Genomic DNA, 23,629 nt, shown 5'->3' on the forward strand with positions numbered 1-23,629 from the left:
CCTTGGCTAGCCATCATTACATCGAGAGAGCATGAATTCTCCAATTAGCAAATTAGAAACTAAACTCGGCTATCAATTTAATGATCCCGAGTTTATTTCCTTAGCACTGACACATCGCAGTGCAAATGGTAAGCACAATGAACGTCTTGAGTTTCTGGGCGATTCAATTTTAAGTTTTGTCATCGCCGATGAGCTATACCATCGTTTCCCTAAAGTGAATGAAGGGGATATGAGTCGTATGCGCGCTACGTTAGTTCGTGGTCATACTCTGGCGGAACTAGGTCGAGAATTTTGCCTAGGAGATTACTTAAAATTAGGTCCAGGTGAGTTGAAAAGTGGCGGTTTTCGTCGTGATTCAATCCTTGCTGATGCCGTAGAAGCCATCATTGGTGCTATTTACTTAGACAGCGATGTTGAAGTGATACGCGGTATTATTTTGAGTTGGTATCAAGACCGTTTAGATGCCATCGAGCCCGGCGTTTCACAAAAAGATCCAAAAACTCGCCTTCAAGAGTTTCTGCAAGGCAGAAGAAAACAGCTGCCAATCTATACAGTGACTAATATTAAAGGTGAAGCACACAACCAAGAGTTTACGGTGTCGTGTGATGTCGCAGGAGTAGGAACCCCTGTAATTGGTAAAGGCACTAGCCGTCGCAAAGCTGAACAAGCGGCTGCTGAAATTGCACTAGAGCAACTAACAAATGGCTGATAACGAATTCGACTTGGATGCATACTTTGCATCAAATACTAGCGCTAATGAAGCAACGGTACTCGATGATCAACACTGTGGTTTTGTCGCCATTGTTGGCCGTCCTAATGTTGGTAAATCAACGTTGCTAAATAACCTACTTGGGCAAAAAATTTCGATCACATCGCGCAAGCCGCAAACTACTCGCCATCGTATTATGGGCGTGGAAACTGACGGTCAATACCAAGCGATTTATGTCGACACTCCAGGGCTACACATTGAAGAAAAACGTGCAATCAACCGCTTAATGAACCGAGCGGCGAGCAGTTCTTTAAGTGATGTCAACTTGGTGCTGTTTCTTGTCGATGGCACTCAGTGGACTGCTGATGATGAAATGGTGCTTAACAAACTACGTAACGCTAATTTCCCTGTTGTTCTGTGTGTGAATAAAGTTGATAACGTGAAAGATCGTAATGACGTTATGCTGCACATGTCTGAACTATCTAAGAAAATGGAGTTTGTCGATATCGTACCGATTGCCGCTAAACACGGTAAAAATGTCGATGTATTACGTAAACACGTGCGTGAGCATTTGCCGAAAGCGACACACCATTTCCCTGAAGAGTATGTGACTGACCGTTCTCAGCGTTTTATGGCATCTGAAATTGTACGTGAAAAATTGATGCGCTTTACCGGTGAAGAGCTACCTTATTCTGTTACGGTTGAAATTGAACGCTTCGATTACAACCCTGAAACGGATGGCTTTCATATCAATGCGTTGATCCTAGTCGAACGCAGCGGTCAGAAGAAAATGGTGATTGGTAAAGGTGGTGAGAAAATTAAAACCATCGGTCGCGAAGCCCGTTTAGATATGGAAGAGCTGTTTGGTCGCAAGGTTTACCTCGAAACTTGGGTGAAAGTGAAGTCCGGGTGGGCAGATGATGAACGCGCCCTTCGTAGCCTAGGTTATATTGACGATCTATAACCCATATTAGAGATGAGTAGTCATAGTGCTGCTCATCTCTGAGTTACTTTATGTCTGAAGGTTTACAACGTTGTTTTGTCCTCCATCGACGTCCTTATAGCGAGTCGAGTTTGATCCTTGATGTTTTTAGCGAGGAGTATGGTCGTGTTACTTTGATGTCTAAAGGTGCGCGCAGCAAACGTTCGAATCTCAAAGGTGCTTTACAACCTTTTACCCCCTTATTACTCAAATGGTCGGGCAATAGCTCGATGAAAACCCTTCGCCAAGCAGAACCAATCAGTTTAGGGTTACCTCTTTATGGTATTACTCTCTACTCTGCGATGTACGTGAATGAATTGATTGGGCGAGTGTTAGCACAAGAAGTGCCTGCTCCCGGTCTGTTTCATGACTACTTGCATGCCCTTACCGAACTTGCTCAATGTGATAATCCAGAGCCTGCACTGAGACGTTTTGAACTCGCCCTGCTCGCAGCAATGGGCTATGGCGTCGATTTTTTACATTGCGCAGGAACAGGCGAAGCGATTGACCCAGAGATGACGTATCGTTATCGCGAACAGAAAGGCTTTATTGCGTCAGTGCGCCGAGATAACTTAACCTTTATGGGGAATGAGTTGATCGCAATTAGTGAACGTCGCTTCGTGACCAAAGAGCAACTTCAAGCGGCAAAACGCTTTACACGTATAGCCTTAAAGCCGTATCTTGGCGGTAAACCTTTAAAGAGCAGAGAACTTTTCCTGCCAATGACCAGTTTTTCCAAAATACGGAGTATAGGAAAATGAGCGCAATTTATTTAGGCGTTAATATCGATCATATCGCAACTTTACGTAATGCACGTGGTACCAAATATCCAGACCCAGTTCACGCTGCTGAAATCGCTGAACGCGCGGGTGCTGATGGCATCACAATCCATTTGCGTGAAGACCGACGCCATATTAAAGATCGCGATGTTCGTATTTTGCGTGAAACGCTACAAACTCGTATGAACCTTGAAATGGCCGTGACTGATGAAATGGTCGATATTGCTCTAAAAACACAACCTGAATTTGTTTGTTTAGTGCCTGAAAAGCGTGAAGAACTGACCACTGAGGGTGGTTTAGACGTTCTTGGTCAGCTTGAAAAAGTCAAAGCAGCAACCGAAAAGTTGACGGAGGCAGGGATTAAAGTATCGCTCTTTATTGATGCTGATCGTGAACAAATTGACGCCGCTAAAGCATGCGGTGCACCATTTATCGAGCTGCATACTGGTCATTACGCTGACGCTGAAACGGAAACGGATCAACAAGATGAGTTGAAGAAAATTGCAGCAGCGGCAAGTTATGCCAGTGACCTTGGCATCACCGTTAACGCTGGTCATGGTTTGACTTACCATAACGTAGCGGCTATCGCGGCATTGCCTGAAATCTATGAATTGAATATTGGCCACTCTATCATTGGTCGCGCCGTGTTTGACGGTTTAGATAAAGCTGTTGCTGACATGAGAGCAATCATGCAAGCGGCGCGTAAATAAGGTTAACGAGTGGCTATTGTTGGTCTGGGTAGTGATATCGCAGAAATCGAACGTATAGAAAAAGCATTATCACGCAGTGGTGATGCTTTTGCCGAGCGTATTTTGACACCGCAAGAGCTCGCTGTATTTACGTCATTGAAGCAAAAGGGCCGCTATCTTGCTAAGCGTTTTGCAGCCAAAGAAGCAGCATCGAAAGCATTGGGTACTGGTATCGCACATGGCGTCAGTTTTCAAGACTTCACAATCAGCAATGATCAAAATGGTAAACCACTGCTGACGCTCTCTGGCAAGGCGGCGCAATTGGCTGAAGTTGCTGGTGTGCAACATATCCACTTAACGATATCGGATGAACGTCACTATGCGGTCGCAACGGTGATATTCGAATCGTAGTTAGTAGTTATGCTCATTGGAGTTGCGCCATATATGGCGCAACTCCAACCTATTCTTATTGTTCAGGTTTAATGGCTAAACCAGATAAGGTTTTGCCGTTACGACTACTTTTTCCATCTCATCTTGCAGCTCAAATAGCTCTGGCTCAATATCACTGATCAATTGTCCTGCTCGTAGAGCTTGCTCAATAGTGGCACACACTTTTTTCAAGCGCGGAACGCCACTGTACGAGCAGCTACCATGCAGTTTGTGTACATGATGGAGCAGATCTTGCGTTGAATATTCATCATCTTCTAAGGCCATTGCAACGACTTGATTAATTTCAGGGATCGACTCTACCAACATTTTCAGTAGATCTTTTGCTAAGTCTTCCTTGTTGGCTGACTGTTTGAGGGCCGTTTGCCAGTCAATGATGATGGTGTCGGCATGTGCGACTTCTTGAGCCTCTATTATCGGTTCCAAGTGCTCAGTGAGCTCTAGCTTTTCAACTTCATGGCTAGTCGTGTGCGGATTCCAGTGAACCAATACCTGCTGCAAAATATGTTCTTCGATAGGTTTGGTTAGGTAATCGTCCATACCAGCTTTCAAGAGACGATCTCGCTCCCCAACCATGGCATGAGCGGTAACAGCGATAACGGGGGTTTGAGCATTAAGCTGGGTCTTTTTGATTTCCTGGCATGCGGTAACGCCATCCATATGCGGCATTTGGATGTCCATCAAAATAATATCGAACTTATGATCTTTCGCCTGTTCGATGGCATCTTGGCCATTGGTACAAGAAACAATGGTTTCTACGCGCTCTTGCAGCAGTGCCATGATCAATTTTAGGTTGGCTGGGTTATCATCAACCGCCATGACTTTCAGTGGTAGTTTATCAAACTCGCTAGGTGATTCCGGTACATCTTGAATGGCGGGTTGGTGGGCAATCAATATTTGCAGCAGTTTTTTCCGCGATAGCGGCTTGGTGATGCACTGTACCGGATATTGCTGCATCAGATGATCGGATAGCGCAAGCTCAGTACTTGGCGTACCAATAATGACATTATCTGCCATATTAACGGCGTTGTTGACCCATTGTTCGACCAACTTAATGTCAGTTTCTTTACTCGGCGCTAAATTAAGTAGTACATAATCAAAATGTTCTGACTCTTCAGGCATCACTGAACGATAAGTAACATGTAGCCCCGCTTGAACCAACATCTGCTGTGTAATCGAGGCTGCTTGCATATTGGGCTCAATTAGTAACAATTGTTTACTGCTGAGTATCTGAGGGTCCAGCCAATCACTCATTGGCATTTCTGTGATGTGCAATCTCAGAGTAAACCAGAAGGTTGAACCTTGGTGTAGGCGGCTGGTTAAGCTGATTTCTCCCCCCATTTGGCTGACCAGTTTCTGAGTAATAACCAGTCCCAAGCCTGTGCCACCATAGCGACGCGAAATACTAGCGTCGGCTTGACTAAATGCTTGAAATAGTTGGGCTTGTTGTCGCTCGGAAATGCCGATTCCCGTATCGCGAACCATGAACTGTAGCTCTACCACATCATCGCGCTGCGAGCGCATTTCGACACTAATATCGATATTGCCGCGTTCAGTAAATTTAATCGAGTTACCCACAAGGTTGGTCAGTACTTGCTGAATTCGTAGTGGGTCGCCAACTAATCCTGCTGGGATTTTTTGGTCAACTTTAAGCGTGATTTCCAGCCCTTTTTCATGAGCGCTGGTGGCTTGCAAATTCACCACTTCTTCTAGGCTTTCTTGGAACTCAAATGGAATGTTTTCTAACGCCAATTTACCCGCTTCAAGCTTAGAGAAATCTAAGATGTCATTGATGATATTCAATAAGTTGTTTGCTGATTTTTCGATGGTTTGGAGGTAATCCATTTGACTGTTGCTGAGCTGTGTTTTCAGCATTTGACGGGTAAAACCGATCACACCGTTAAGTGGGGTGCGCAGTTCATGTGACATATTGGCAAGAAACTCTGATTTCACGCGTGCCGCTTCTTGGGCGCGTTTTTTAGCAATATCGAGTTCGACGTTTTGAATCTCTAATTGTTCTAAGGTTTCACGTAAGTCAGAGGTTGCTTGATCAATGCTGTGCTGCATCTCAACATGATATTCCGATAGTGAAACTGCCATCGCATTGATGCCTTTTTTGAGCGAATCTAATTCGCCGTGCATTTTACCTTCAATGCGCACATCCAAATGACCACGGCGAATTCTGTCCACCATATTTTTCATATGGGTAATAGGACGTGTGACGTCGTGCAATAGTCGAAATGCAAAGGCTCCTGATAACCCTAACCCAAGCGCTAGCACCAAAAAGGCTGAAAAAATTTCTTGATACTGCTGTAAGCGCAAAGATGAAAGATCCAACTCTATCGCAATATAACCTAACGCTGGCGTAGTGGCTTCAGAGCCCCCACCTTCAATTAGACGACTTTCTTCGAGGATGGGAGTACGTAAAATTAGCGTATTCTCGGTCAGGTGTGAGCTACTAAGGATCGGTATCGGTTTATCTTTTGGGTAAGTCAGGCTTTCAAAATTGGGGTGAAAGTTAGACGTTACAAATAATTCGTGGTTGGCGTCAAATACAGCAATACTGCGAACTAACTTCGAATTTTTGCGGTGTGCATAACTGATAATACGTCGTACTGATTCACGGCTTTGATTCTTTAACGCTTCTTCGCTAGCAATCGCTAAGGGTTCAATGATGCTCGCCCCTGCATTAATCACCTGATTTTCAAGATCGTGGTAGCGATTAAAGGAAAAAAAAGCACTCAGCAATAAGCCGATAATCAAGGTCGGAGCTAGGGTTAAGGTAATAACGCGCGCGCGTAAGCCATATCTGGTCATTATTGTCTAAACATCGTGGTGTGGATATGGGAAAATAGCCCGCAGTTTGACAAGCGAAGCTAGTACGAAAATCGTTTAATTAGCGGTTAGCTTAATCAAGTCGAGTAAATTCGACAATCATCCCCGCACTAAATAGTGACGCTAGGGCAGAAAAACACCGATTAAATCTTACGTAGGCATAAAGCATGGCACGTTTTTTCCAACCGAAAAAGAAAACGCAACTAGAGACCAAACATCAAACGGTATTGATTGAGCGGCTTGATCACCAAGGGGCTGGCATTGCTTATCAGCAAAAGAAACCGATCTTTATCGATGGTGCTCTGCCGGGCGAACAAGTGCTTATACAGCTTAGTGAGAGTAAAAGTAAATTTTTTCGTGGCCAATTGATCAAAGTGTTAAAGCCAAGTGAGCAGCGTATTGATGCGTTTTGTCCGCATTACTCACAATGTGGCGGCTGTGATCTACAGCATCTGACCCATGAGGCTCAAATCGAGCATAAACAGCAAACGCTCAGTCAATTAATGGCCAAATTTGCAGGCCAAACGTTGACATTGTCTGAGCCGGTTTCAGGCCCCGATAAAGGTTATCGTCGTCGGGCACGTATCAGTTTACTGTGGGATAAAAAACAGCAGCAGCTGCTATTTGGTTTTCGAAAAAAACAGAGCAAGCAGATAGTTAACATCACAGACTGCTCGGTATTAGAGCCGCAGTTAAACCAGTTACTTGCCCCTTTAAAGGCGTTATTAACCACGTTTAAACAGCAAGAACAGCTCGGCCATGTAGAACTGGTGTTAGGTGAACAAGGTGCAGTTATTGTGCTAAGGCACCTCAAAGCATTAGCTCCAGAAGATAAACAAGCCTTACTTGAATTCGCTGCGCAGCATCAGGCAACGCTGTACGTTGTCCCGCAAAGTGAGCAACTTGAAATTCTCTCAGGAAAAGAAGCCACTTACAGTGAGGGTGGGGTGATAATTCCATTTTTGCCGTCGAACTTCATTCAGGTCAATCGGTACGTGAACCAGAAAATGGTTGAGCAAGCGATGGACTGGTTACAGATTTCTCCAGAGGATCGGGTACTCGATTTATTCTGCGGTTTGGGTAATTTTAGTTTGCCGATAGCTAAGCGTGCACAATTTGTGGTTGGTGTTGAAGGCGTTGACGAGATGGTCACACAAGCACAACAGAATGCAACGCACAACAATATAAACAATATCGCGTTCTACCAAGCAAATTTGGAACAAGATTTGTCGAGCCAAGAGTGGGCAAAGGAAAAATTTGCTAAAGTACTGCTCGACCCAGCACGTGCAGGAGCAGTTGGTATTGTTGATCAACTTTCTCGTTTAGGCGCAAAAAGTGTCGTTTATGTCTCTTGTAACCCAGCGACGCTTGCTCGAGATAGCCAAAGCTTGATAAGCCAAGGTTATAAATTAGTAAAATTAGGCATGTTGGATATGTTTCCGCATACGAGTCATTTAGAATCTATGGCGCTATTTGTAAAAAATCGATAAAGAGAGAACTAATCCTTAGACGGTTAGTCGAATAACACAAACTATAAAACTAGGACGAATTAGATGGTTGCGGTTCGAAGCGCACACTTAAATCCAGACGAACAGTTTGAGCTAGAAAAATGGATTACGAGCTTAAAGCAAGAGAAAAATACCTCCGCTAAACTGACGGAAGTATACCGCCAATGCGAAACCTTATTGGCTGGTCACTCAAAATCGACCCTATTGCTTTGGCGTGGCAGAGAGATGATCGAAATACTGGTCACGCTTTCTATGGACCGAGCCACCTTGGTTGCCGCCCAACTGTTTCCTATTGCGACCAGCGGTATTGTTGAGCGTGAAGTGCTAGAAGAAACCTACGGCAAAGAGGTCGTTAAACTGATTGATGGCGTGGAAGAAATGGCCGCGATTGGTCAGCTTAACGTGACGATGCAAGGTAGTGAAGCATCAGAACAAGTCGACAATGTACGTCGTATGTTACTGGCGATGGTTGATGATTTTCGCAGCGTGGTGATTAAACTGGCTGAACGTATTTGTAATTTACGTGAAGTGAAAGATGAGCCAGATGAAGTGCGTCGCCTTGCCGCTAAAGAGTGCGCTAATATTTACGCGCCGTTAGCTAACCGTTTAGGTATTGGTCAACTTAAATGGGAAATTGAAGATTACGCGTTTCGTTATCAGCAGTCAGAGACCTACAAACAGATAGCAAAACAACTGTCAGAACGGCGTATTGTCCGGGAACATTACATTCGCGATTTTGTCGATGATTTACGCTCTGAAATGAAAGTATGTAATATCAATGCTGAAGTGAGTGGTCGTCCTAAGCACATCTACAGTATCTGGCGAAAAATGCAAAAGAAAAACCTCGCTTTTGATGAGCTATTTGATGTGCGTGCCGTACGGATTATTGCTGATAAACTGCAAGACTGCTATGCCGCATTAGGGGTTGTACATACTAAATATAAACATCTTCCTAGCGAGTTTGATGACTATGTCGCTAACCCTAAACCCAACGGTTATCAATCCATCCATACTGTGATTTTAGGGCCGGAAGGCAAAACCATCGAGATCCAAATTCGAACCAAACAGATGCACGAAGAATCTGAACTTGGGGTTGCTGCGCACTGGAAATACAAAGAAGGTGCATCAAACGCCCGAAGTGGCTATGACGAGAAAATTACGTGGTTACGTAAGCTACTGGATTGGCAAGAAGAGATGTCTGATTCTGGCGAAATGTTAGATGAACTTCGAAGCCAGGTATTTGATGACCGCGTATACGCGTTTACCCCTCGTGGTGATGTTGTCGATTTGCCAATGGGCGCGACACCACTCGATTTTGCTTACCATATTCACTCTGAAGTTGGGCACCGTTGTATTGGGGCTAAAGTGGCAGGACGTATCGTGCCTTTTACTCATAAATTATCAATGGGTGATCAAGTTGAGATTATCACACAGAAAGAGCCCAACCCATCGCGTGATTGGCTAAACCCATCGACAGGTTTTGTTCATTCTGGTCGTGCGCGCGCGAAGATTAACGCGTGGTTCCGTAAGCAGAGTCGTGAAAAGAACCTAGAAGCTGGGCGTGAAATTCTCGACGATGAATTAGCTAAAATTGGCGCGACATTAAAAGATGCCGAAAAATACGCTCTAAAACGCTTTAACGTAAATACACCGGATGAGCTATTTGTCGGTATTGGTAGCGGTGATTTACGCATTAACCAAATCGTTAATCACATTAATGCCTTAGTCAATAAGCCAACGGCTGAACAAGAAGATCGACAGGCGCTCGAAAAGCTTCAAGAGTCAGAAGCTCGAACACCACAACAAAGCAGGCCACATAAAGATGCAGTTGTAGTGGAAGGGGTTGACAACTTAATGACCCATTTAGCGCGTTGCTGTCAGCCCATTCCTGGTGATCTCATCAAGGGCTACATTACTCAAGGGCGAGGTATTTCAGTGCATCGCAGTGATTGTGAGCAGCTCGAAGAACTTAGTCATCATGCTCCAGAGCGTATCATTGATACCGTATGGGGCGGGGGTTCTGTTGGTTTGTACATTCTGACGCTGCGCATTGAGGCAATGGAACGTAGTGGACTAATCAAAGACATTACCACCTTGTTAGCCAACGAAAAAATCAAAGTGCCGAGTATGAAAAGCCGAGTGGATTATAAGCGCCAATTGTTGATCATGGACTTTGATCTTGAACTCAATAATATTGAAGTATTATCACGAGTGATTAAACGACTTGAACAGTTGAAAGATGTGATGTTAGTGAAGCGTCTTGGCTGATTTAATTAGTGAATACAAAATGCGATTAAAAGGTGAGTGGCTTTAGCTGCTCACCTTTTTCTTTAAAAATTGATGTTAAGGACAAAAAAATGAGTCATCCAATTGAACAACTTGAACAGATCATGGCGCAATTGCGTGACCCAGAAAATGGTTGCCCTTGGGATAATAAGCAAACTTTTGAAAGTGTGGTTCCTTATACTATTGAAGAAACCTACGAAGTGGTCGATGCCATTCATAATCAAGACTGGCCAAACCTAAAAGAAGAATTAGGTGACTTACTTTTCCAAGTGATTTTTTATAGCCAAATGGCCAAAGAACAAGGTTTGTTTGATTTTTCAGAAGTCGTTGCTGCGGTCAATGAAAAGCTAACGCGCCGCCATCCGCATGTTTTTTCTGATACTAAGTTTGAGAATGAAGCCCAAATAAACGCCAACTGGGAAGCAGAAAAAGCCAAAGAGAAAGCGCAAGCAGGCAAAAAACAACAAAGTATTCTAGACTCAATACCACAATCATTCCCTTCACTTTTACGTGCTACAAAAATCCAAAAAAAGTGTGCCAAATACGGTTTTGATTGGAATTCACTTGGGCCTGTTGTTGATAAGGTTCATGAGGAAATCGACGAGGTCATGGAAGAAGCTTTGCAAGTCAATCCTGACTTTGCACGAGTGGAAGATGAAATGGGGGATTTGCTATTCGCTACGGTTAATTTGGCTAGGCATTTAAAAACCGACCCAGAAGTGGCGTTGAATAAAGCAAATCGCAAGTTTTCTCGCCGATTTCAAGCGATTGAAGCTATGGTGGCAGAAAATGAAAAACAGCTAACGGACTTTTCATTGGATGAGTTAGATGCGATGTGGAATGAAGTGAAAATATTAGAAACAGCAAAAAATAAATCTTGAAGGCTATGTTGACTTTTTGAGGCTAATTTTCTGCTTTTGCGTGGTGCAATAAGTCATATCGAGTGGTGCACTTTGATTTGAAGCAAAAAATAAAAAACAACAGTGTGATAGATTTCACGTTGTAGCGGATAAGGGCTTCTGGTATATTTTCATCCCGTCCAGAAGAAATCCATTTCCCTCATTCAACCAATTTCAGGTTAAACATGACGACAAATTACATTTTTGTTACTGGCGGGGTTGTATCCTCTCTAGGTAAAGGTATTGCGGCAGCATCTCTTGCGGCGATTTTAGAAGCTCGTGGTCTTAAAGTGACTATGATGAAGCTTGACCCTTACATCAACGTTGACCCGGGCACAATGAGCCCAACTCAACATGGTGAAGTGTTTGTCACGGAAGATGGCGCTGAAACAGACCTTGACCTTGGTCACTACGAACGTTTCATTCGTACCAAAATGACTAAGCGCAATAACTTTACTGCTGGTCGTGTTTATGCCGATGTATTGCGTAAAGAGCGCCGTGGTGATTACCTAGGTGCAACGATTCAGGTTATCCCTCATATTACTAACGCTATCAAAGACCGCGTTATCGCAGGCTCCGAAGGTCACGATGTGGCTATCGTTGAGGTTGGCGGTACAGTAGGTGATATCGAATCACTACCGTTCATGGAAGCTATTCGTCAGCTAGCGATTGAAGTTGGCCGCGAACACGCAATGTTCATGCACCTTACTTTAGTGCCTTATCTTGCTGCTGCTGGTGAAGTGAAAACTAAGCCAACACAACACTCAGTGAAAGAACTGCTTTCTATTGGTATTCAACCTGATATTCTGGTTTGCCGTAGCGATCGTATGATCCCAGCGAACGAGCGTAAGAAAATTGCCCTGTTCTGTAACGTGCCAGAAAAAGCAGTTATCTCAATGAAGGATGTGGATTCAATCTACAAAATCCCTCAGTTGATCAAAGCTCAAGGTCTTGATGATATTGTTTGTAACCGTTTTGGTATTAACGCGCCAGAAGCGAACCTTGCAGAATGGGAACAAGTGATTTACGAAGAAGCGAACCCTACTGCTGAAGTCGTTATCGGTATGGTTGGTAAATACATTGAATTACCAGATGCCTATAAATCAGTTAACGAAGCATTGAAACATGCAGGCCTGAAGAATCGTCTAAGTGTTAAAATCAAATATATTGATTCACAAGATGTTGAGACGAAAGGTACGGAAGTGCTCGCTGACTTGGACGCTATTTTAGTTCCTGGTGGTTTCGGTGACCGTGGTATTGAAGGCAAAATCCTTGCCGCACAGTATGCACGTGAAAATAAAGTACCTTACTTGGGTATTTGTCTTGGCATGCAAGTAGCGCTAATTGAATTCGCGCGTAATGTTGCTGGCCTAAAAGGTGCACATTCAACAGAATTTAACAAAGAAACAAAATACCCTGTGGTAGGCTTAATTACCGAATGGGTAGATGGTGAAGGTAACGTAGAAGAACGTACTGAAAAATCTGATCTTGGTGGTACTATGCGTTTAGGTTCGCAGCTTTGCCACCTAGAAAAAGGCACCAAAGCGTACGAGCTTTACGGGAGTGCGACAATTCATGAACGCCACCGTCACCGTTATGAAGTCAACAATAATCTTCGTCCGCAGATCGAGAAAGCTGGCCTAAAAGTATCAGGTCTGTCTGCTGACAAGAAATTGGTTGAAGTGATAGAGAACCCTGCTCACCCATGGTTTGTAGCAGCTCAGTTCCACCCAGAATTCACATCAACCCCTCGTGATGGTCACCCACTATTTGCAGGCTTTATTAAAGCAGCAGGTGAGTTCCAACGCGGTGAATCAGAGAAGTAACAAGGATACGGGCAGTTGCAATTGTTGTGCTGCTGCCCTTTATAGTTTTGACATTTAAATTCAACGAGAGGAAACATTAATGTCTAAGATCGTTAAAGTTCTAGGTCGCGAAATCATCGACTCACGTGGTAACCCAACAGTAGAAGCTGAAGTTCACCTAGAAGGCGGTTTCGTAGGTATGGCTGCTGCTCCATCTGGCGCATCTACAGGTTCTCGCGAAGCTCTTGAGCTACGTGACGGTGACAAATCACGTTTCCTAGGTAAAGGTGTTCTTAAAGCTATTGCTGCTGTAAACGGCCCAATCGCTGACGCTCTAGTTGGTAAAGATGCTAAAGATCAAGCGGCTATCGACCAAGTGATGATCGACCTAGATGGTACTGAGAACAAATCTAACTTCGGTGCTAACGCAATTCTTGCTGTTTCTCTAGCAAACGCTAAAGCAGCAGCTGCAGCTAAAGGCATGCCTCTATACGAGCACATCGCTGAGCTAAACGGTACTGCTGGTCAGTTCTCTATGCCTCTACCAATGATGAACATCATCAACGGTGGTGAGCACGCAGACAACAACGTAGATATTCAAGAGTTCATGATCCAACCAGTTGGCGCTAAGACTCTTAAAGAAGCTCTACGTATCGGTGCAGAAGTATTCCACAACCTAGCTAAAGTTCTTAAAGCTAAAGGCCTAAGCACTGCAGTTGGTGATGAAGGTGGTTTCGCTCCTAACCTAGAATCTAACGCTGCTGCACTAGCTGCAATCAAAGAAGCGGTAGAATCTGCAGGTTACGTACTAGGTAAAGACGTTACTCTAGCGATGGACTGTGCTGCATCTGAGTTCTACGACAAAGAAGCTGGCAACTACAACATGAAAGGCGAAGGTAAAATCTTCACTTCTGAAGAGTTCAACCACTACCTAGCTGACCTAGCTAACCAATACCCAATCGTATCTATCGAAGACGGTCTTGACGAATCAGATTGGGATGGCTTCAAGCACCAAACTGAACTACTAGGTGACAAACTTCAACTAGTAGGTGACGATCTATTCGTTACTAACACTAAGATTCTTGCTCAAGGTATCGAGAAAGGCGTAGCTAACTCTATCCTTATCAAGTTCAACCAAATCGGTTCTCTAACTGAGACTCTAGCTGCAATCAAGATGGCTAAAGACGCAGGTTACACAGCAGTAATCTCTCACCGTTCTGGCGAAACTGAAGATGCAACTATCGCTGACCTAGCGGTAGGTACAGCTGCAGGTCAAATCAAGACTGGTTCTATGAGCCGTTCTGACCGTGTTGCTAAGTACAACCAACTAATCCGTATCGAGGAAGCTCTAGGTGAGCGTGCTCCTTTCAACGGCCTTAAAGAAGTGAAAGGTCAAGCTTAATTCCCCTTGTGGAAATTAACTTAGCTTTACTACTTTAGAGAACGCCCTGCATTGCAGGGCGTTTTTTTATGCCGGGCTATTTCGTTTACACTAAGCTTTGCTTGCATTCAAAGCTGCAATAGCGGCGATACGTCTTTTTTCCATCTCTTCTCTGATCGCTTTTCCTTGTAACCCGCTGGCAACGATATCTTTCACCACGACTGATTGAGCCGCTTGATATGCCGCCTCAAAGATTGCTTTTTGAGGATAGGGGGTATTCTCGCACCCTAATCGCCCGGCGTGATCGGCTTGGCAACAGAGTAACACCTCCTTCAAACGCTCTGGTTTACGCCATACATCGAGTTTATCGAGTATTTTGAGTTTGGTGCTTGCTTTCAGCTCGGCCGCTCTGTGTATATTTGAGTGCTGCTCACACACTAATAGTGCTAATTCTTTGAATTCATTTGGAACACGTATGCGTTCGCACAGTTTTTTAATTATTTTCACCCCAGTATGACAGTGCATTTTATGGCTTGGCCATTCACTTTCTGGCGTTACACCTTTACCTAAGTCGTGGACTTGGGCTGCGAAACGGATTGTAAGAGAAGACGAGAGCCTAGCCGCTTGTGCGGCCACTAACAGCGTGTGAATACCACTATCAATTTCAGGGTGCCATTTTTCCGGCTGTGGGACACCAAATAGACGATCTAACTCTGGTAGAATCACTTTTAATGCCCCACATTCATGCAGAACAGAAAGAAATATTTCGGGATTGTGTGTGGAGAGGGACTTGTGCCATTCTTGCCAGACGCGCTCTGGAGTTAAATGTGCCAGTTCCCCTGATAGCGAAATGGTTTGCATCAATTGCTTGGTTTCATCGGCGATGGTAAAACCCAAATGGCTCAACTTGGCTGCAAAACGAGCAACGCGTAAAACCCGCAAAGGATCTTCAACAAACGCGTCGGATACATGGCGCAAAATACGTAATTGAAGATCGCGCTGCCCACCATAAGGGTCGATAATGTGCCCATGTGGATCTTGCGCCATGGCATTGATGGTCAAATCACGCCTCATAAGATCTTCTTCGAGGCTAACATCTGGTGCGTAATAGCAGGCAAAACCAGTATATCCAGAGCCGGTTTTACGCTCTGTTCGTGCCAGAGCATGTTCCTGTTTGGTTTTGGGATGCAGAAATACAGGAAAATCTTTACCAACGGGAGTGAAGCCAGCCTCCAACATTTGCTCTGGGCTAGCCCCAACAACGACCCAATCTTGGTCATAGACATTAATATTGAGTAACTGATCGCGCACTGCGCCCCCAACTAAGTATACTTGCACCGGATTACCTCGAATATACAGAAATGCCATTGGCGATTGATGTTAGCAATGGTACTTTTCCTAACACTGAAATGATAGAGACGAGAGAATGTATAAGGAATATTTTGCTTTCAATGAGCACCCGTTTTCAATTGTGCCGAGCTCTCGTTACCTGTTTTTGAGTCAGCGTCATCGTGAAGCGATACAGCATTTACAGGCAGGGCTGGGTGAAGGTGGAGGCTTTGCGTTATTAACTGGTGAAGTGGGCACGGGAAAAACGACGGTGGCTCGCGCCATGTTGGCGGCTCTAGATGACAAGACGCGGGCTGGGTTTATCTTAAATCCGACATTTTCAGATATTGAGTTGCTCGAAGCGATATGTGATGAGTTTGCGATTCAATATCAGCAGCCTGCGAGTTTAAAACAGTTAAGCCAGGCTATTTATCAATTTCTGCTAAACAACCATGCACAAGGTGTGAATACACTGCTTGTGATTGATGAAGCACAGCATCTCGCGGCGGATGTACTCGAGCAACTACGGTTATTGACTAACCTTGAGACAGACAGTCGAAAATTACTCAAAGTGTTGCTGATTGGACAGCCTGAATTGCAGCAAAAACTGCAATTACCGCAACTACGCCAGTTGGCACAACGTATCACTGGGCGTTACCACTTACTGCCATTAAATGAAGAAGAAACCGCGCACTATATTCATTTTCGCCTGAAATTAGCCGGTGGTAATCCGGATCTGTTTAATCTCAAGAGTAGTAAATGGATTGCCGCGCACACTCACGGTATCCCTAGGCTTATCAATTTAGTCTGTGATGCGTGCTTAAAGTTGGCTTACCAGCAGGGAGTGCGCGAAATCTCTTTCGATATCGTCCGTTCTGCTTGCCAAGATATTATGAAATTTCAGTCATCGGTTTACCAAGCTCCTCAAAGCATTGCGACCAAGAAACCCTATCTAAACTTAACCGTTATTGCTGCTGGAGCGTTAATTGCTATCGCAGCCGGCTGGTTTAGCCCACATTTAATTGATCGTGTTATCGCTCAACAGATTCCATTGCCTGCATTACCCAAGCCGATCACTATGCAGGTCACTAGCCCTCAGTTAGAAAGTGATGTACGGGCTTCAAGTCAGCTAGAGGACGCGGTTAGTGATTTGTACAAGGTTTGGGGATACCAAGCTGCTTTAGTTGATAGCTTTTGCAGTAACGAAATCGAGAGCCTTTTCCGTTGTCAACGAGAGCTTGGCAACCTTGATGATATTGAAAAAATTGGCCTACCGGTTGTACTGACGTTGAATATCGGTCAGACAACTGGCTATGCGGTGTTGTACGGTCTGGTGGCTGACCAAGTGCAGCTCATTTTAGCGGATAAGAGAGTTCAAATAGATAGAGCGCAGCTTCTCGATTTGTGGTCTGGAGAATATCGCTATATTTGGCAGCGTCAATTAACTCGCACGCTGAAGCTAGGTATGCAGGGGAGAGATGTGCAAATACTGAATCAAAAACTATCTCAGGTGTTAGGTGAGCCAGTTTCTGAGTCAGTTCAGTTTAATGGTTCATTAAAGCGTAAGGTAGAGCTTTTCCAACGTTGGCAGAATATGGATGTCGATGGCATTGCTGGTAGCCGTACTTTAAGGCAGCTTGAGCTACTGACTCAGCAAGATGCGCCGGCGTTAATGATGACAGAGGAGAAAATATAATGTCGCAAGTTCTTAAAGCATTGGAACAATCAGAAATCAGTCATCAGCAAAATGCACCTGTAGTGTTTACCTCGACTTCTCCGAAAATGGCGATTCGACCACATAAATTAGTGTCGCTGAAAAACTTGCTGCTATTGTGTATGCCGACGCTCGCTTGTCTTGGTTACTTGTTGTATCAAAGTTATCAGGCTCGATTACATGAAATCGATCAACTTGTTCAAAATGGTCCCAGTGTAGTGACCGAAAATGCGCCCTACCAGTTATTGGACTATCCTGACTTTGCCGAGCTGAAAGCGATTCCTCGTTTGACCTCACAACCGTCGGATAGCTTTGTGTTTTCTAATCAGAGTGAGCAGAAGGCTACCGATCTAACCATAGTTTCACAGAACGGTTCGGCTGCAGTCTCTAGTAGTGAAAAATCCGAATTTGGTCTTGGGGATGTGGATCTCAGTCAGTTATCCCCCCTGTTGGTGCAAAGAGTCGAGCTTGCCTTACAAGACAAGGGGCAACAAACTGCATTGGTATCATCTGGTGAAAATGTGTTATTAACAGAGCACGCTGATGAGTTTGCCGGGCGTTTGCCTGCATTGAACTTTCAGACACATGTTTATTCTAGCCGTGCAGATAAACGCTGGGTCAAGATTAATGGCGTCGAGAGGGTAGAAGGGGATGTAGTGACTAGTGATGTTAATTTGGTTGCGATAGAGCCTCAATCAACCGTCATACTATTTAACAACCAACGGATTGAAATTCCCGCATTGTATGATTGGCAAGGATAAAAAATGGTCACTGAAGAGTGACCATTTTTACATCGAATCGATTAAGCCCAGCCAGAAGGGTGCTTTTTACGACGCGGAATAATGTGTGGCAAAATTAAGCCAAGCAAAAGACCAATACCGGCAACACCACCACCATAAGTGAAATATTTAAGCAGTAAGTCTTCTTTTTGAGTATCTAGTCTTGCGCGAAGCTCACGAGTTTCTGTTTGAGCTGCAGTGAGCTGTTTACTGATGTCACTGTAGTTTTGTTCTAGTTCAGCAATTTGTTGATTACGAACCTCGAGTGAATCAACAAGACCTGCTTTTTCACTGTCTGCATTTTTTTGTGCATTAGCCAATTTACCTTTGACTTCTGCAAGTTCGCTTTCCAGTTTAGGAAGACGCATTGCCATGCTTTCTTGGCGAGTAACGAAACGGCTTTCAACCCAACCGGTACGACCTTTCTCATCGACAATTTGGCTGTAACCTGACTCTTTGTTTACATCAAGCAATTTTACTTTATCACCGGCATCAATGCTGCCAAGAATTCGGAACTGGTTGCTCGGCCCTGAATGCATGTAAGTAAAGAGTTTGTCCGCAATATAGCGGTCTTGCGCAAAAGTTGGCGCAGCCAACATGGTGAATAGAACCATGCAGATCAGTTTTTTCACGATAAGTCCTTTAACAATCAGATGAGGTATCAAAAAATGCTTTCGGCAAATATTAAGAAGTTTCGTTAGTTGGTGCAACAAAGAAGGGAGGCTAAGCCTCCCTTTCTGTGCGTTTGAGTCAATAATGACATTGTATTTACAATATATTGACGCGCTTAGTTAGCCGAATACGGCTTGGATTGCATAGAAGAACACAACTGCAAGCAGTGCACCTGCTGGTAATGTTACGATCCAAGAAGCAACAATATTACGCACAACGCCTAAGTTAAGCGCTGCGATACCACGAGCAAAACCAACACCCAAAACCGCACCAACAAGTGTCTGTGTGGTTGAGATTGGAAGACCAGTGCCTGAAGCCAATACCACTGTAGAAGCGGTTGCTAGCTGGGCTGCAAAACCACGACTAGGTGTAAGTTCAGTTATTCCGGTACCTACAGTTGCCATTACTTTGTGACCTAATGTTGCCAGGCCGACCACAATACCAAAGCCACCGAGTGGAAGAATCCACCATGCAATTGTACTTTTGGCCGTAATTTCACCCATATGTTCGATAGTGGAAACAACGGCAGATAGTGGACCAATTGCGTTTGCTACATCGTTTGAACCGTGAGCAAAAGCCATCGCACATGCGGTAATGACCATTAACACACTGAAGATACTTTCAACGCCAGCAAAGCCATGGTCTTCTTCGCGGTTGGCAAATTTCTTTTTAATGTATAGGTAGCCGCCTAGCATAACCAGACCAGAAACAATGACTGACCACATCCAAGCTTCACCGCCACTTAGATGCAAGCCAACGTGTTTCAGGCCTTTCTTAATGGTTACTAAAGCGATAACCATGGTAGTGATAAACATATAAATTGGCACAAAGCGTTTCGCATTCATCAACGGATTTTCAGTATCAAAAATCAGTCGCTGTGCACTGACAAAAATCAAGTACGCAAAGAAACCAGAAATGACGGGAGTCACAATCCAGCTCCCTACAATGCCTTGTACACTGCTCCAATCGACGGCTTCTGTGCCGACTGATATGCACGCAAAACCGATGATTGCACCGATAATTGAGTGAGTGGTAGAAACAGGCCAGCCCATGTAAGAAGCCAACAATAACCATGTGCCTGCGGCAAGTAGCGCAGACATCATGCCATAGACAAGAACATCAGGTTGGTGTGCAAATAGAGATGTTTCGATAACACCTTGACGGATCGTGTCGGTTACTTCACCACCAGCAAGGTATGCGCCCGCAAATTCAAAGACCATCGCAATAAGGATGGCTTGTTTTACGGTAAGTGCTTTAGAACCTACAGAGGTGCCCATTGCATTCGCAACGTCATTTGCACCAATACCAATAGCCATCAGAAAACCGAAAGCGGCTGCAACAATAACCAGGACAGTGCCGTAGTTCGCAAGGATATCCATCGTAATACCTAGTTGTTTAATAACAAGCGGAGCAATATTGTTTACGTTTTAATGACGCAAAAAACCATCAGCGATGAATAATAATCAACGCTTAATTGATGGTATCAAATAGTGCTCTTCGTTATTTGGTTAACTTATTGATTTAAGAACGAGAAAGCATAACTTCAAGACGAGCGCCTACACGCTGTGCTTGATCGGCAATGCCACCCACCCACTCTAGAATTTTATACAAGAACATGACGTCGATCGGATTCATTTTTGATTCAATCGCCATCAATTGTTGACGTAGTTGAACCTGCATCGTGTCAGTATCATCTTCAATCACATCCAGTTGATTGATCATTTCAGCTACTAACGTAACTTCACGACCTTTAAATCCAGTTTCCAATAACTCATCGAGTTCATTGATCACTTTCTGTGCTTGGCCCGCAGCGTCTAAGCAACGTTTTACGTAAGCAATGAAGTTTTCTTGAAGAGGCTCTGGAATGATTAATTGACGACCGTAAACACGGCCTGAAATATCTTTGGCAAGGTTTGCGAGTTTATCTTGCTGAGTCAATAGTTCCAACATGTCGGTACGATCAACAGGCATAAATAAACCGCGAGGCAGTTTAAGACGAATTTCACGCTTAAGTACGTCTGCTTCTTTCTCTAGATGAGAAATTTGAGCACGAATTTCAGCTGCTTTTTCCCAATCACCCTTTGAAGCGACTTCAAAGAAGTTGACTAGATGTGAACAGCATTCATTCACACATACCACGTGGCGTTGCAAAGGCTTTATAGGGGACTTTGCAAATAACCCCATAATTGTATTTACTGGCATGGTCATTCAACCTAAAAAATATAACCTTAAAAGAACATACACCATTCTTGGTGAAATGTTGAGCGATGGCTATAAAGGCGCGCATGTTAACCCATTCAATCTCTCATTTAAACTGTTTTAGATCATCATTCTGGTGATATTTGTCACTTGCCCCACTGTGCATTAGGCAATATTCTTTCACCATCTGCTTTGAAAGGGTTAGTTATGGAAACCGAGATAGAACTGAAGTTTTTTGTTTCTCCACAATTTTCGGAAATTTTACGATACAAAATTTCTGAACTCAAAGTACTTCAGCACAGTTGTCGAGAGTTGGGTAACATTTACTTTGATACGCCTGATAATTGGCTACGTCAGCATGATACTGGGCTTCGTATTCGCCGTTTTGATGATGTGTATGTTCAAACCGTGAAAACAGCCGGGCGAGTCGTAGCGGGCTTACACCAAAGACCAGAATATAACGCAGAGCACAATAGTGATGAACCTAAACTGGCCCTACATCCCGAAGATATATGGCCAACGGGTAAAAGTGTTGAAGCGCTTCAATCAGAATTGATCCCCTTATTCTCAACGAATTTCACCCGCGAACAGTGGTTGATCGGCATGGCTGATGGTAGCCAGGTCGAAGTTGCTTTCGATCAAGGTTTTGTTGTCGCTGGTGATCAGCAAGAACCGATTTGTGAAGTGGAGCTTGAGCTCAAGTCGGGACAAACCGACGCTCTGTTTACACTTGCACGCCAATTTTGTGAACATGGTGGTATGCGCCTTGGTAATTTGAGCAAAGCGGCAAGAGGTTATCGTCTATTTTCAGCCTACCTTGGCGATGAAGTAAAACCATTGGCTTTGGTTAACACTGACAGCTGTGATAGTGTTGAATCTTGCTTTATCCATTCTTTAGAGCATGGTTTGTCTCATTGGCACAATCATGAACAGATTTATACTGAACGCGATTCGGTTCCAGCACTGCACGAAATTAAACATGCGATTAGCTTTTTACGTCAAACACTCACTGTTTATGGTGGGATTGTGCCGCGTCGAGCTAGTGCGATTCTGCGTCAAGAATTGAAGTGGTTAGAGAAAGAGTTATCTTGGTTAAAAACGTATGACTATTTAGCTGACTTACTTGAGGATAAAGGCCATGCATTACGTAAGCTTGATGCACGCAAATTTTTAATCGCAGAATTAAAAGAGCAACAAGAAGCATTGCCAAGTCGTGATGATGTGCTCAAATTACTCAATTCGGCGCGTTACACAGGTTTACTGCTTGATCTTAGTCGTTGGATTCTTAGCCGTGGATGGCAGCCATTTCTGGATGATAAAGCAAGAGACAAAATGGCGGGTAATATACGAGCCTTTTCAGTGAAGCAGTTGGATCGAACGTGGGCTGAGTTAATGGAGGTATTCCCTCCCAAAGTTGAACTGAACCCTCAAGAGTATATTGATCAGCAATATCGTTTAATGCGCAATTTATATACCGGTGTTGGGTTTGCAAGTTTGTATGATGCCGAAGAGCGTCAGAATTTTCGTTTGCCTTGGGCGGATTTATTACAAGGTATTGATGATTTATTGATGCTCAAACCATTAGAAAGTCTGGTCGATAAACTGCAAGATGATGAACAAGATCAATTGAAACGTTGGTTGGTTCGTCAAGAAAACTCAATTGTCCATGCGATGGAGCAAACCCGTAACATTGGTATTGAAGCTGAGCCTTATTGGCGTAGTCACCGTTAATCTGGACTTTTAATCCTTTAAAAAGAGATGCTACGGTGTCTCTTTTTTGTTTTCATCATGTTCAGTTTTCTGTTCTAACAGTTGTGTTTCAATTTGATCGATCCGAACTAGGATCTGTTTTTGTTGTTCAACTAATTGGATCAGCAGTTTTTCTTTATTTTCTGAGCGGCGAGTTTGATGTTTATCTGGTGAGGTAATTAATGAAGTAATCAAACCTGAAATCATACCGAAGAGTCCAACGCCAGACATAATGATCGTTGCGGCCAACACTTTTCCCCCATCTGTCACGGGATAATGATCACCATAACCGACGGTTGAAATCGTCACTAACGCCCACCAAAGTGCATCTCCTCCTGAGTGGATATTGGAATCCGGTGCTTTACCTTCAAGGAAAAGCATAAAACTTGACCCAATAGTCAGCAGTACTACCATTAATAATAAAATAGAGGCTAGGGTAGTTTCTCTTCGATTTGCCATTAATTGTTTGAGAATGCTTTTTCCTGAACGGATAACGAGCAGTACGCGCAAAATATGGAAAATACGCGCGTAGCGTAATTGTTCAATAACTGGAATGCTTGCGACAAAGTCGATCCAATGCAATTTCATATATTGCACTCGATCTGTGGAACGGATCAAATCAACAATCAGTTGCAGCATAAAAATGCTACAGATCAACAAATCTAGGCCGATAAGAACCTGACGGGTGTTATGATCAATTGGGACAAACAATAAGCCTGAGATCACAAATAGCGCCATCACTGACAAGATCAGTGACAATAAATTCATCGGATTTGTTTCATCTTTGGTATTATCTTCTTTCATACGAAGCTCAAAATAAATAGCGCATCTCTTTTCAGAGTGAGCAAAATTATAAACAATTTCAAT

19 protein-coding genes are annotated in these 23,629 nt (G+C 43.9%); 13 read left to right on the top strand and 6 right to left on the bottom strand.

The window, feature by feature from the left end; all coding sequences use genetic code 11:
- The first annotated feature begins 31 nt into the window (after window positions 1-31).
- The 5 genes from rnc to acpS are packed head-to-tail and all read left to right on the top strand — an operon-like array spanning window position 32 to window position 3,570.
- Window positions 32-709: a ribonuclease III gene (gene rnc, locus MCT08_RS03855; protein ID WP_053310732.1), complete on the top strand. Its 678-nt coding sequence runs from the start codon at window positions 32-34 to the stop codon at window positions 707-709.
- The gene (gene era, locus MCT08_RS03860) at window positions 702-1,673 is read left to right on the top strand and encodes a GTPase Era (RefSeq protein ID WP_274677915.1); all 972 of its coding nucleotides are present in this window, start codon (window positions 702-704) and stop codon (window positions 1,671-1,673) included. Before rnc ends, era begins: the two co-directional genes overlap by 8 nt.
- A gap of 50 nt (window positions 1,674-1,723) precedes the next feature.
- Window positions 1,724-2,452 carry a DNA repair protein RecO gene (gene recO, locus MCT08_RS03865; RefSeq protein ID WP_168521040.1) on the top strand — a complete coding sequence of 243 codons (729 nt, stop codon included), beginning with the start codon at window positions 1,724-1,726 and terminating at the stop codon, window positions 2,450-2,452.
- On the top strand, window positions 2,449-3,180 hold the full coding sequence (gene pdxJ / locus MCT08_RS03870) for a pyridoxine 5'-phosphate synthase (protein WP_053310735.1): 732 nt from the start codon (window positions 2,449-2,451) through the stop codon (window positions 3,178-3,180). The genes recO and pdxJ overlap by 4 nt, the downstream gene beginning before the upstream one ends.
- A 9-nt stretch (window positions 3,181-3,189) precedes the next feature.
- A complete protein-coding gene (acpS, locus tag MCT08_RS03875) occupies window positions 3,190-3,570 on the top strand; it encodes a holo-ACP synthase (RefSeq protein WP_171979743.1) in 381 nt (126 codons plus the stop codon).
- 75 nt (window positions 3,571-3,645) lie between these two features.
- Here acpS and barA read toward each other — a convergent pair whose 3' ends face one another.
- A complete protein-coding gene (gene barA, locus MCT08_RS03880; protein WP_274676947.1) occupies window positions 3,646-6,423 on the bottom strand; it encodes a two-component sensor histidine kinase BarA in 2,778 nt (925 codons plus the stop codon).
- A gap of 185 nt (window positions 6,424-6,608) precedes the next feature.
- Between barA and rlmD the strand changes: the two genes are divergently transcribed.
- The 5 genes from rlmD to eno all read left to right on the top strand — a co-directional run bounded on the left by rlmD (window position 6,609) and on the right by eno (window position 14,341).
- Complete coding sequence (gene rlmD / locus MCT08_RS03885) at window positions 6,609-7,931, top strand: 23S rRNA (uracil(1939)-C(5))-methyltransferase RlmD (protein WP_274677916.1); 1,323 nt, start codon at window positions 6,609-6,611, stop codon at window positions 7,929-7,931.
- 63 nt (window positions 7,932-7,994) lie between these two features.
- Window positions 7,995-10,217: a GTP diphosphokinase gene (gene relA / locus MCT08_RS03890; protein WP_053310739.1), complete on the top strand. Its 2,223-nt coding sequence runs from the start codon at window positions 7,995-7,997 to the stop codon at window positions 10,215-10,217.
- A gap of 89 nt (window positions 10,218-10,306) precedes the next feature.
- A complete protein-coding gene (mazG, locus tag MCT08_RS03895; protein ID WP_274677917.1) occupies window positions 10,307-11,116 on the top strand; it encodes a nucleoside triphosphate pyrophosphohydrolase in 810 nt (269 codons plus the stop codon).
- Between the two features lie 203 nt (window positions 11,117-11,319).
- A complete protein-coding gene (gene pyrG, locus MCT08_RS03900; RefSeq protein ID WP_053310741.1) occupies window positions 11,320-12,960 on the top strand; it encodes a CTP synthase in 1,641 nt (546 codons plus the stop codon).
- 79 nt (window positions 12,961-13,039) lie between these two features.
- Complete coding sequence (gene eno, locus MCT08_RS03905) at window positions 13,040-14,341, top strand: phosphopyruvate hydratase (RefSeq protein WP_053310742.1); 1,302 nt, start codon at window positions 13,040-13,042, stop codon at window positions 14,339-14,341.
- 90 nt (window positions 14,342-14,431) lie between these two features.
- Here the strand turns inward: eno and MCT08_RS03910 are convergent, their stop codons facing one another.
- The gene (locus MCT08_RS03910; protein WP_168523927.1) at window positions 14,432-15,658 is read right to left on the bottom strand and encodes a multifunctional CCA addition/repair protein; all 1,227 of its coding nucleotides are present in this window, start codon (window positions 15,656-15,658) and stop codon (window positions 14,432-14,434) included.
- An 88-nt stretch (window positions 15,659-15,746) separates the two neighbouring features.
- Between MCT08_RS03910 and MCT08_RS03915 the strand changes: the two genes are divergently transcribed.
- On the top strand, window positions 15,747-17,345 hold the full coding sequence (locus tag MCT08_RS03915; protein WP_261915129.1) for an ExeA family protein: 1,599 nt from the start codon (window positions 15,747-15,749) through the stop codon (window positions 17,343-17,345).
- The gene (locus MCT08_RS03920; RefSeq protein WP_168521053.1) at window positions 17,345-18,124 is read left to right on the top strand and encodes a general secretion pathway protein GspB; all 780 of its coding nucleotides are present in this window, start codon (window positions 17,345-17,347) and stop codon (window positions 18,122-18,124) included. The genes MCT08_RS03915 and MCT08_RS03920 overlap by 1 nt, the downstream gene beginning before the upstream one ends.
- Window positions 18,125-18,165: 41 nt before the next feature.
- On the opposite strand, the gene MCT08_RS03925 is transcribed toward MCT08_RS03920, so the two are convergent.
- From MCT08_RS03925 to MCT08_RS03935, 3 genes are all read right to left on the bottom strand, one after another.
- Window positions 18,166-18,774 (bottom strand): TIGR04211 family SH3 domain-containing protein, encoded by a 609-nt coding sequence (locus MCT08_RS03925; protein WP_053310745.1) that lies wholly within the window; start codon window positions 18,772-18,774, stop codon window positions 18,166-18,168.
- 159 nt (window positions 18,775-18,933) lie between these two features.
- Window positions 18,934-20,193, bottom strand: a complete 1,260-nt coding sequence (locus MCT08_RS03930; protein ID WP_168521055.1) for an inorganic phosphate transporter — start codon at window positions 20,191-20,193, stop codon at window positions 18,934-18,936.
- Window positions 20,194-20,335: 142 nt separating this feature from the next.
- Entirely contained in the window at window positions 20,336-21,016 is a 681-nt protein-coding gene (locus MCT08_RS03935) for a TIGR00153 family protein (RefSeq protein ID WP_053310747.1), read from the bottom strand.
- 204 nt (window positions 21,017-21,220) lie between these two features.
- On the opposite strand from MCT08_RS03935, the gene MCT08_RS03940 reads away from it, so the two are divergent.
- A complete protein-coding gene (locus MCT08_RS03940; RefSeq protein WP_053310748.1) occupies window positions 21,221-22,744 on the top strand; it encodes a CYTH and CHAD domain-containing protein in 1,524 nt (507 codons plus the stop codon).
- Between the two features lie 30 nt (window positions 22,745-22,774).
- Here MCT08_RS03940 and MCT08_RS03945 read toward each other — a convergent pair whose 3' ends face one another.
- On the bottom strand, window positions 22,775-23,566 hold the full coding sequence (locus tag MCT08_RS03945) for a potassium channel family protein (RefSeq protein ID WP_274677918.1): 792 nt from the start codon (window positions 23,564-23,566) through the stop codon (window positions 22,775-22,777).
- Window positions 23,567-23,629 lie beyond the last annotated feature (63 nt).

This window comes from Vibrio aestuarianus (assembly GCF_028858425.1).
Lineage (GTDB): Bacteria > Pseudomonadota > Gammaproteobacteria > Enterobacterales > Vibrionaceae > Vibrio > Vibrio aestuarianus.

Excerpts from the sequence above, each read along its gene's own strand:
- rnc (WP_053310732.1), top strand. The coding sequence starts at position 32 with ATGAATTCTCCAATTAGCAAATTAGAAACTAAACTCGGCTATCAATTT.
- era (WP_274677915.1), top strand. The coding sequence starts at position 702 with ATGGCTGATAACGAATTCGACTTGGATGCATACTTTGCATCAAATACT.
- recO (WP_168521040.1), top strand. The coding sequence starts at position 1,724 with ATGTCTGAAGGTTTACAACGTTGTTTTGTCCTCCATCGACGTCCTTAT.
- pdxJ (WP_053310735.1), top strand. The coding sequence starts at position 2,449 with ATGAGCGCAATTTATTTAGGCGTTAATATCGATCATATCGCAACTTTA.
- barA (WP_274676947.1), bottom strand. The coding sequence starts at position 6,423 with ATGACCAGATATGGCTTACGCGCGCGCGTTATTACCTTAACCCTAGCT.
- rlmD (WP_274677916.1), top strand. The coding sequence starts at position 6,609 with ATGGCACGTTTTTTCCAACCGAAAAAGAAAACGCAACTAGAGACCAAA.
- relA (WP_053310739.1), top strand. The coding sequence starts at position 7,995 with ATGGTTGCGGTTCGAAGCGCACACTTAAATCCAGACGAACAGTTTGAG.
- mazG (WP_274677917.1), top strand. The coding sequence starts at position 10,307 with ATGAGTCATCCAATTGAACAACTTGAACAGATCATGGCGCAATTGCGT.
- pyrG (WP_053310741.1), top strand. The coding sequence starts at position 11,320 with ATGACGACAAATTACATTTTTGTTACTGGCGGGGTTGTATCCTCTCTA.
- eno (WP_053310742.1), top strand. The coding sequence starts at position 13,040 with ATGTCTAAGATCGTTAAAGTTCTAGGTCGCGAAATCATCGACTCACGT.
- MCT08_RS03915 (WP_261915129.1), top strand. The coding sequence starts at position 15,747 with ATGTATAAGGAATATTTTGCTTTCAATGAGCACCCGTTTTCAATTGTG.
- MCT08_RS03920 (WP_168521053.1), top strand. The coding sequence starts at position 17,345 with ATGTCGCAAGTTCTTAAAGCATTGGAACAATCAGAAATCAGTCATCAG.
- MCT08_RS03930 (WP_168521055.1), bottom strand. The coding sequence starts at position 20,193 with ATGGATATCCTTGCGAACTACGGCACTGTCCTGGTTATTGTTGCAGCC.
- MCT08_RS03935 (WP_053310747.1), bottom strand. The coding sequence starts at position 21,016 with ATGCCAGTAAATACAATTATGGGGTTATTTGCAAAGTCCCCTATAAAG.
- MCT08_RS03940 (WP_053310748.1), top strand. The coding sequence starts at position 21,221 with ATGGAAACCGAGATAGAACTGAAGTTTTTTGTTTCTCCACAATTTTCG.
- MCT08_RS03945 (WP_274677918.1), bottom strand. The coding sequence starts at position 23,566 with ATGAAAGAAGATAATACCAAAGATGAAACAAATCCGATGAATTTATTG.